This is a genomic window from Mycobacterium sp. (assembly GCF_035506235.1).
Taxonomy (GTDB): domain Bacteria; phylum Actinomycetota; class Actinomycetes; order Mycobacteriales; family Mycobacteriaceae; genus Mycobacterium.
Map to the genome: position 1 here is coordinate 46,413 of NZ_DATJPU010000187.1, position 8,287 is coordinate 54,699.

Below are 8,287 nucleotides of genomic sequence, written 5' to 3' on the forward strand. Positions count from 1 at the left end.
CATCCGTTGTTGTGAGCACCGCGACAAACGACGGCTCGTCGGCCAAGCCGAGCGGCAAGCGTTCGGCCACGCCGCCCGCACACATCGTCAGCAACGCTGTCTACGAAGCCGAATTATTCCGTCTGCAAACGGAATTGGTGAAGATGCAGGAGTGGCTGCGGCATACCGGTGCGCGTCTGGTGATCATTTTCGAAGGCCGCGACGGGGCGGGCAAGGGCGGAACCATCAAAAGGATCACCGAATACCTGAACCCCCGGGTCGCCCGCATCGCGGCCTTGCCCGCACCGAGCGATCGCGAGCGCGGTCAGTGGTACTACCAGCGCTATATCGCGCACCTGCCCGCCACGGGCGAGATCGTGCTCTTCGACCGGTCCTGGTACAACCGCGCCGGCGTCGAAAGGGTGATGGGATTCTGCACGGCGCAAGAGTATGTGCTGTTTCTGCGGCAGACGCCGATCTTCGAGCAGATGCTGATCGACGACGGGATCCTGTTGCGCAAGTACTGGTTTTCCGTGTCCGAGGACGAACAGCTGCGCCGCTTCCGGGCGCGGCTGCATGATCCTGTCCGGCAATGGAAACTCAGCCCGATGGACATGGAATCGCTGTACCGGTGGGAGGACTATTCGCGCGCCAAGGACGAGATGATGGTGCACACCAACACCCCGGTAAGCCCTTGGTATGTCGTGGAATCCGACATCAAGAAGCACGCGCGGCTGAACATGATGGCCCACTTGCTGTCGACGATCGACTACCACGACGTCGAGCGTCCCAAGGTCAAACTGCCCAAACATCCGGTGGTCAGCGCGAACTACCAGCGCCCGCCGCGTGAGCTGTCGAAGTACGTCGACGACTATGCGGCCACCTTGATCGGGAAGCGATGATCCAGGTCTACATCCCGGCCACCCTGGAGATGTTGCAGCAGCTCGTCACCGACGGCTCCCTGTGGCCGGTCAACGGCACCGCGTTCGCGGTGACGCCGACTTTGCGCGAGGCCTACGCGGAGGGCGACGACGACGAGCTCGCCGACGTGGCGCTGCGCGAGGCGGCGCTGGCGTCGCTGCGCCTGCTGGCCTCCGAAGAGGACCGCGCACCGGAAGGGCAGGCCGGTCCGCCGCCCCGGCGCGCGGTGCTGGCCGCCGAGGTCGACTTGGGCGAATCCGGGGCCAAGTACCGCCCCGACCTCGACGACGCCGTCGTCAGGCTGGGCGCGCCGGTGACGATCGATCAGGTGGTCGCGGCTTACGTCGACAACGCCGCCGCCGAGCCCGATGTCGCCAGAGCGATCGAGGTGATCGACGATGCCGACCTGGGCGACGAGGATGCCGAGCTGGTCGTCGGCGACGCCATGGACCACGACCTCGCCTGGTACGCGAACCAGGAGCTGCCGTTCCTGCTTGACCTGCTGTGACGCGCCCAATGTGACGCAGTCCTGGCCGGCGCGTCTGGGCGCGCCGACGTAACCTACGGTACCGTAGCCTTTGTGAGGGGCGTCGTGAGCAGGAGTTTCGTATGAGCAAGAAATACGCGCCGGTCACCGCCAATGTCGTCGACACCAAGCGCCCGGTCGTCGCCGGGGCCGACCGGCATCCCGGCTGGCACGCGCTGCGCAGATTGGCCGCGCGCATCACCACGCCGCTGCTGCCCGACGACTACCTGCACCTGGCCAACCCCCTGTGGTCCGCCCGGGAATTGCGGGGCCGCATCCTCGACGTTCGCCGGGAGACCGAAGATTCGGCGACCCTGGTGATCAAGCCGGGCTGGGGCTTCAGCTTCGACTACCAACCGGGGCAGTACATCGGGATCGGGTTGCTGGTCGACGGGCGCTGGCGCTGGCGGTCCTATTCGCTGACTTCGAGCCCGGCCGAGACCTCCGGCGCACCGCGCACGGTGACCATCACCGTCAAGGCGATGCCCGAGGGGTTCCTGTCCACCCACCTGGTGGCCGGTGTCGAGCCGGGGACCATCGTGCGGCTGGCGGCGCCGCAGGGCAACTTCGTCCTGCCGGATCCGGCGCCGCCGTCGATCCTGTTTCTCACGGCGGGGTCCGGGATCACCCCGGTGATGTCGATGCTGCGAACATTGGTGCGGCGCAACCAGATTGGTGATATCGCCCACCTGCATTCGGCGCCCACCGAATCCGACGTGATGTTCCGCTCCGAGCTGGCCGCCCTGGCCGCCAACCAGCCGGGCTATCGCCTGCAGGTGCGGGAGACTCGCAGGCAGGGTCGGCTCGATCTCGATACGCTGGGCGACGAAGTCCCAGACTGGCGCGAACGTCAGACCTGGGCGTGCGGGCCGGAGGGCATGCTGGCCCAGGCGCAGAGGGTGTGGTCGTCGGCGGGCATCGGCGACCGGCTGCACCTGGAGCGATTCGCGGTGTCCAAGGCCGCACCCGCCGGAGCCGGCGGGACGGTCACCTTCGCCCGCAGCGCGCGCACCGTTGCGGCGGACGCGGCGACGTCGTTGATGGACGCCGGGGAAGGCGCCGGTGTGCAGATGCCGTTCGGCTGCCGGATGGGCATCTGCCAGTCCTGCGTCGTCAGCCTGGTGGACGGCCACGTCCGCGACCTGCGCACCGGCGCCGAGCACGATCCCGGAACGCGGATCCAGACCTGTGTTTCGGCCGCCTCCGGCGATTGTGTGCTCGACATCTAAAGGCTACTCACAGGTAACCTACGGATTCGTAGGTTACGATAACGTAGGTAACTGACCGGACAACGACCGCAGGGAGAAGAAGACGATGGCGATCACCGACGTCGACGTATTCGCCCATCTGACGGACGCCGACATCGAAAGCCTGGCCGTTGAGCTGGACGCCATCCGCCAGGACATCGAAGACTCACGCGGGGCGCGCGACGCCCGCTACATCCGCCGCACCATCGCCGCGCAGCGCGCGCTCGAGGTGGCCGCCCGGCTGCTGCTGACCGCCAGTTCGCGCCGTTCTGCCTGGTGGGCCGGGACCGTCACGTTGGGCGTGGCCAAGATCATCGAGAACATGGAGATCGGCCACAACGTCATGCACGGCCAGTGGGACTGGATGAACGACCCCGAGATTCACTCCTCGACGTGGGAGTGGGACATGAGCGGGTCGTCCAAGCACTGGCGGTACACCCACAACTTCGTGCACCACAAGTACACCAACATCCTCGGGATGGACGACGACGTCGGCTACGGCTTGCTGCGCGTCACCCGCGACCAGCGCTGGAAGCGCTTCAACCTGTTCAATCTGCTCTACAACACCATGCTGGCGCTCGGGTTCGAATGGGGCGTGGGCCTGCAGCACGTGGAGCTCGGCAAGATCGTCAAGAAGCGGATGGACAACGACGACGCCCGGCAGCGGGCCGACGAGTTCCTGGCCAAGGCGGGCCGGCAGGTGCTCAAGGACTACGTCGCGTTCCCGGCGCTGACCTCGCTGTCGCCCGGGGCGAGCTACCGGTCCACGCTGACGGCCAACGCGACCGCCAACGTGATCCGCAACGTGTGGGCCAACGCCGTCATCTTCTGCGGGCATTTCCCCGACGGCGCAGAGAAATTCACCAAGACCGACATGATCGGCGAAACCAAGGGCCAGTGGTACCTGCGCCAGATGCTGGGCAGCGCCAACTTCGAGGGCGGCCCGGCGCTGCGGTTCATGAGTGGCAACCTTTGTCACCAGATCGAGCACCACCTGTACCCCGATCTGCCGAGCAACCGGCTGCACGAGATCTCGGTGCGGGTCCGTGCGATCTGCGACAAGTACGACTTGCCCTACACGACCGGCTCGTTCCTGCTGCAGTACGCCAAGACGTGGCGCACGCTGGCCAAGCTGTCGTTGCCGAACAAGTACCTGCGCGACGACGCCGACGACGCGCCGGAGACGCGCAGCGAGCGGATGTTCGCCGCATTGGAGCCCGGTTTCGCGGGCACCGATCCGGCGACGGGCCGACGGCGCGGTCTGAAGACCGCCATCGCCACTGTGCGGGCCTGGCGGGGCGCCCAGCGCGCCAAAAAGCAAGGGGCACAGGCAGATACGGACGATCTGGCGGCCTGAAGCTCGACCGCTGAACGGCGGTTTCTCCCATCATGCCCGTCCTGCACGCCGCCTCCGGGCGGGTTATGGTGCAGCATCGGCAGGTCATCCGCTGGGAGGAGAGATCGCCATGGGTGATGACGATGTGCGCGCCGCGCTGCGGCGCCACTGGGCGGCCTCCGACGCCAACGACTTCGCGGCGGAGCACCAAATCTACCGAGCCGACGCGGTTCTCGAGTATCCCCAATCGGGCGAGCGGATCCGGGGTCGAGCCAACATCGAGGCGTCGCGCGTCGCCCAGCCGAACGCGAAGCGCTTCACCGTGCGACGCATGCTTGGCGGCGGCGACCTGTGGATCAGCGAACTCGTCCTGACCTATGACGGGCAACCCTATTACGCGGTCAGCATCATGGAATTCGAGGATGGCGAGGTGGTCCGCGAGACCCAGTACTTCGCCGATCCGTTCGAGCCGGGTCCCTCACGCGCTCAATGGGTCGAGCGCATGGAATGAGAGACCGGCCGGATCTACCCTCTAAGGGAGGCAAGGAAAGGTAGTACGCGATGCTCGCAGCGTTCGGATTCGAAGCCCTCGGTGTGGTCGTGGGGGACATGTACTTCGTCGACCCGCGCCCGCTCGCCGGTCAGGAAACCCCGGAGCGGGGAGTCAGGCTGGAACTCCGCCTCATCGAGCGGGGCGAGCCCCAGGGATCCATCTACGCCGGCGTCCCGATCGCCTTCACGCGGCCGGTGTGGCGGGTGGACCTTTTCGGGTCCACGGAGAGCCCGCCGGGGACGCTGGACCGCGCCCATCACCACCCCCGTTTCGACGGTTGGGAACCCGGACGCCGGAACTTCGTCCCCGAGCTGTCAGCCGACCCGCTGTCCTGGCTGGCCGGGCAGCTGGCCGACCCGGCCGCCGTGCTGGCCCGCGCGGGCGTCGACGCCGATGAGGTCAGCGAAGCCGACCTGGCCGGGCTCGCCGCGGCGGCGCCGGAGATCGTCGCCGCGGTGAAACGGATGCTCGACGAGGTGCGGGACGGCACGTTGGCGCCGGCGCCCGCCGAGCCGGTTGCGGCCGCCCGCACCGGCTGGCTCTGATCCGACCCGGGCGCCGGGGCGAACTTCAGGCTGGCATTGTATGACCGCTGCGCTGTAGCGTCCCGACCATGAGTGAGACCGTCCACCTGCTGACCATCACGCGCCTTGTCCGCGAAGGCAAAACGGAAACGGTCTCAATCCCCGCCGGGGCACCGCTCGACCACGTACCGACCACCTGAGACGGAGTCGGTAAGCACTGACCGCCGTCGTGGCATCGCATTCGGCGTCGGTATCGACGGTCAGCGTGCGCACAACCGGTCCAATGCCGCCCGGCTCTCGTCGTCCGCGGCGCGGCAGATCATCAACCGCTGATCCGTATCTTCAAGTGGCGTGAGCACTTCGAAGTGAATCGCGAGCGCGCCGACGTCGGGATGTCGCATCGCCTTGCGTCCGCGGCCGTTGACCTTGACCTCCCGCTCGTCCCACAATCGCGCGAATTCATCGTCGCGAGTGATGAATTCGGCGATGAGGTCGGTCAGGGCCCGATCCTCCGGATGGGCGGCCCACGCGGCGCGCAGGTGGGCGACCCCCTCCCGCACGACGCGGTCGCGGTCGACATAGAAGTCGCGGATCTCCGGATGCATCAGGCACAGCCACATCGCATTGCGCCGCGACGGCGGCAGGGTGTCGAAATCCAGCAGCAGCCTCGCCATCTCGCCGTTCCAGGCCAGGATGTCGAAGCGGTGGTTCATCAGCATGGCCGGCAGCGGCGACAGGTCGGTGACCAGCTGCGCCAATGCTGGCGCCGCAGCGGTCGCGGGCCTGTCGGTGTTGCGTGGGCGCTGCCGGGCCAGGTCGAAGAGGTAGGCGCGTTCGTCGGGGGCCAGGCGCAACGCGCGGGCCAGCGCCTCCACCACGTCCGCGGAAGGCCGCAGTCCGCGCCCCTGTTCCAGCCGCACGATGTAGTCGACGCTGACCCCGGCCAGTTCGGCGATCTCTTCGCGGCGCAGTCCCGGCGTCCGCCCGGACTGCCGACGCGACGGCAGGCCAAAGTCGTGCGGATCCAGCCGTTCACGTCGGGCCCGAAGGAACGCGGCCAGCTCCTGTGTCGTGTCCACGGTGCGGGTTGTCACGTGCGGTCCAACGGCCATGGTGGGACTCGTGTTCCCAGGAACTTCTTTCCCTTACCCCCTGCTGGTTGCGGTGACAGAGTTCTTGTCGAGAGCGTGATCACGAGCACAGGAGGACACGATGTCGCTCACCCTGGACACCTATCGGCTGCTGGGTCGCTCCGGCCTGCGGGTCTCGCCGCTGGCGCTGGGGGCGGCGACCTTCGGCACCGAGTGGGGCTGGGGCGCCGAGCAGGACGAGGCGCACAAGCTGTTCGATCTCTATGTCGAGCGCGGCGGCAACTTCATCGACACCGCCAACACCTACACCTACACGGACGGCAGCTCCGAGCGCCTGCTGGGCGAATTTGCCGCATGCAATCGCGAAAGCCTGGTGCTGGCAACGAAATACACGACGCTGCGACGGCCCCGCGATCCGAATTCCGGGGGCGCTCACCGAAAGAGCCTGTTCGCGTCGGTGGAAGCCAGCCTGCGGCGGCTGAATACGGACTACATCGATCTGCTCTACCTGCACGTGTGGGATTTCACGACGCCGGTCGAGGAAATATTGCGCGGCATGGACGATCTGGTCCGCCAGGGCAAGGTCTTGTACGTGGCGATCTGCAACGCCCCGGCCTGGCAGGTGTCGCGCATGCAGGCGATCACCGATCTGCGCGGCTGGTCCCCGCTGGTCGCGCTGCAGATCGAATACAACCTGATCGAGCGCACCGGCGAACGGGACTTGATCCCCATGGCACGTGAGATGGGGTTGGGTGTGATCCCGTATTCACCGCTGGCCGGCGGGGTGCTCAGCGGCAAGTACAGCCTCGACGACCTGACCGCGACGAACGTCGCTTCCGGCGACGGCAGCCGCAAAAGCTTCAACCTCGCGCTGGGCACGCTGACCGAGCGCAACCTTGCCATCGCTGACGTCGTGAAGGAGGTCGCCGCCGAGCTGGGCCACACGCCCGCCCAGGTCGGCCTGGCCTGGATCCTGCGGAACCCGGGCGTGACGGCGCCGATCATCGGCGCGCGCACCGCCGCTCAGCTCGAGGAGAACCTGGGCGCTCTGGAGGTCGACTTCACCGCCGCACAGCTGGCCCGCCTCGACGATGCCAGCGCGATCGCGCTCGGCTTCCCGCACGACATACTCGCCAGTGACCACATTCGTAATGTGACCGCAGGCGACCTCAAGATCGAAACGCGCGGCTGATACCCGATCGGGCCAGCTGGCTGAGCCGCCCACCCCAGCCGCTCGATAATGGTGGCGTTGGCCATGCCCCCGCCCTGGCACATGGTCTGCAGGCCGTAGCGACCGCCAGTCTGCTGCAGCGCGTTGACCAGCGTGGTCATGATGCCGGCTCCGCGAGCGCCGAGCGGGCGGCCAATCGCGATTGCGCCGCCGTTGACGTGGTCCGGGCCATCAGGCGCTCATCCAGTGACTTATCTTCGACACTTGCCGATGCACTGGACAGCCAACAAGTCGCTGCGCTGAGTGGTGCGGGTTTCCATGCCGCTCGCGCTTACCTCGCTACCTCGCGGCCTCGAATCGTCCATCACCCAGTCTCTCCGAACGGGCTCAGTGGAGCCGGTTCTGGATGACCTCACCGCCGCGAACAATGAGATCTAATCGGTCGCCCTGGCCACCAAGTATGGAAATGTCCTCAAGCGGGTTCCCGTCGACCAGAACAACGTCGGCGAATGCTCCGGGGGCTACGACGCCGAGTTCGCCGGCCTTTCCGATCAGCTCGGCATTCGTGATCGTTGCCGACCGCAAAACGTCAAGGGGCGACTGAACTTCCGCACGTAACTCGAACTCTCGGGACTGCTGGTCATGGGCTTCGCCGAGCAGGTCGGTTCCGAAGCCGATGCTCACTCCCGCAGCCACGGCGATCTCGATTGCACTCGCACCGGCCTCAAGCACGTCAGTCAGTTTGCGCAAGCTTTCGGGCGGGAAATTGAATTGGTTCCCGAGGCTGGCGAGGGCGTCGTATGTGGCGAGGGTGGGAACGAGGAAACAGCCGTGTTTTGCCATGACCCGCGCCGCCGATTCGTCGATGAGGTTGCCGTGCTCAATGGAACGGACACCTGCCTCGACCGCCTGAATGATCGCTTCTGGAATGTAGGCGTG

At 66.7% G+C, this 8,287-nt stretch carries 9 protein-coding genes and 1 pseudogene; 7 read left to right on the plus strand and 3 right to left on the minus strand.

Features of this window, described 5'->3' with window-relative positions; all coding sequences use genetic code 11:
• Nucleotides 1–11 precede the first annotated feature (11 nt).
• The 6 genes from ppk2 (at nucleotide 12) to VMD50_RS17850 (ending at nucleotide 5,107) form a co-directional block, all read left to right on the plus strand.
• Entirely contained in the window at nucleotides 12–881 is an 870-nt protein-coding gene (gene ppk2 / locus VMD50_RS17825) for a polyphosphate kinase 2 (protein WP_325429151.1), read from the plus strand.
• Nucleotides 878–1,408, plus strand: coding sequence for a DUF6912 family protein (locus tag VMD50_RS17830; RefSeq protein ID WP_325429153.1), 531 nt, complete (start codon nucleotides 878–880; stop codon nucleotides 1,406–1,408). The genes ppk2 and VMD50_RS17830 overlap by 4 nt, the downstream gene beginning before the upstream one ends.
• Before the next feature lie 101 nt (nucleotides 1,409–1,509).
• On the plus strand, nucleotides 1,510–2,655 hold the full coding sequence (locus VMD50_RS17835) for a ferredoxin reductase (protein WP_325429155.1): 1,146 nt from the start codon (nucleotides 1,510–1,512) through the stop codon (nucleotides 2,653–2,655).
• An 85-nt stretch (nucleotides 2,656–2,740) separates the two neighbouring features.
• Nucleotides 2,741–4,030, plus strand: coding sequence for a fatty acid desaturase family protein (locus tag VMD50_RS17840; RefSeq protein ID WP_325429157.1), 1,290 nt, complete (start codon nucleotides 2,741–2,743; stop codon nucleotides 4,028–4,030).
• Nucleotides 4,031–4,139: 109 nt separating this feature from the next.
• On the plus strand, nucleotides 4,140–4,520 hold the full coding sequence (locus VMD50_RS17845; RefSeq protein WP_325429159.1) for a nuclear transport factor 2 family protein: 381 nt from the start codon (nucleotides 4,140–4,142) through the stop codon (nucleotides 4,518–4,520).
• 50 nt (nucleotides 4,521–4,570) lie between these two features.
• A complete protein-coding gene (locus tag VMD50_RS17850; protein ID WP_325429161.1) occupies nucleotides 4,571–5,107 on the plus strand; it encodes a hypothetical protein in 537 nt (178 codons plus the stop codon).
• Between the two features lie 239 nt (nucleotides 5,108–5,346).
• Here the strand turns inward: VMD50_RS17850 and VMD50_RS17855 are convergent, their stop codons facing one another.
• The gene (locus VMD50_RS17855) at nucleotides 5,347–6,180 is read right to left on the minus strand and encodes a helix-turn-helix transcriptional regulator (RefSeq protein ID WP_325429163.1); all 834 of its coding nucleotides are present in this window, start codon (nucleotides 6,178–6,180) and stop codon (nucleotides 5,347–5,349) included.
• A gap of 118 nt (nucleotides 6,181–6,298) precedes the next feature.
• Between VMD50_RS17855 and VMD50_RS17860 the strand changes: the two genes are divergently transcribed.
• Complete coding sequence (locus VMD50_RS17860) at nucleotides 6,299–7,369, plus strand: aldo/keto reductase (RefSeq protein ID WP_325429165.1); 1,071 nt, start codon at nucleotides 6,299–6,301, stop codon at nucleotides 7,367–7,369.
• A gap of 35 nt (nucleotides 7,370–7,404) precedes the next feature.
• Here VMD50_RS17860 and VMD50_RS17865 read toward each other — a convergent pair.
• Both VMD50_RS17865 and VMD50_RS17870 read right to left on the minus strand, forming a co-directional pair.
• Nucleotides 7,405–7,569, minus strand: a pseudogene (locus tag VMD50_RS17865) (steroid 3-ketoacyl-CoA thiolase); the annotation flags it as partial.
• Nucleotides 7,570–7,735: 166 nt separating this feature from the next.
• Nucleotides 7,736–8,287 (minus strand): amidohydrolase family protein (locus tag VMD50_RS17870; RefSeq protein ID WP_325429167.1); only part of this gene is annotated, 552 nt, incomplete at its 5' end.

What these genes read in the sequence shown, in the direction of transcription:
- VMD50_RS17840 (WP_325429157.1), top strand. Translation starts at nt 2,741, where the DNA reads ATGGCGATCACCGACGTCGACGTATTCGCCCATCTGACGGACGCCGAC.
- VMD50_RS17860 (WP_325429165.1), top strand. Translation starts at nt 6,299, where the DNA reads ATGTCGCTCACCCTGGACACCTATCGGCTGCTGGGTCGCTCCGGCCTG.
- VMD50_RS17830 (WP_325429153.1), top strand. Translation starts at nt 878, where the DNA reads ATGATCCAGGTCTACATCCCGGCCACCCTGGAGATGTTGCAGCAGCTC.
- VMD50_RS17850 (WP_325429161.1), top strand. Translation starts at nt 4,571, where the DNA reads ATGCTCGCAGCGTTCGGATTCGAAGCCCTCGGTGTGGTCGTGGGGGAC.
- VMD50_RS17845 (WP_325429159.1), top strand. Translation starts at nt 4,140, where the DNA reads ATGGGTGATGACGATGTGCGCGCCGCGCTGCGGCGCCACTGGGCGGCC.
- VMD50_RS17835 (WP_325429155.1), top strand. Translation starts at nt 1,510, where the DNA reads ATGAGCAAGAAATACGCGCCGGTCACCGCCAATGTCGTCGACACCAAG.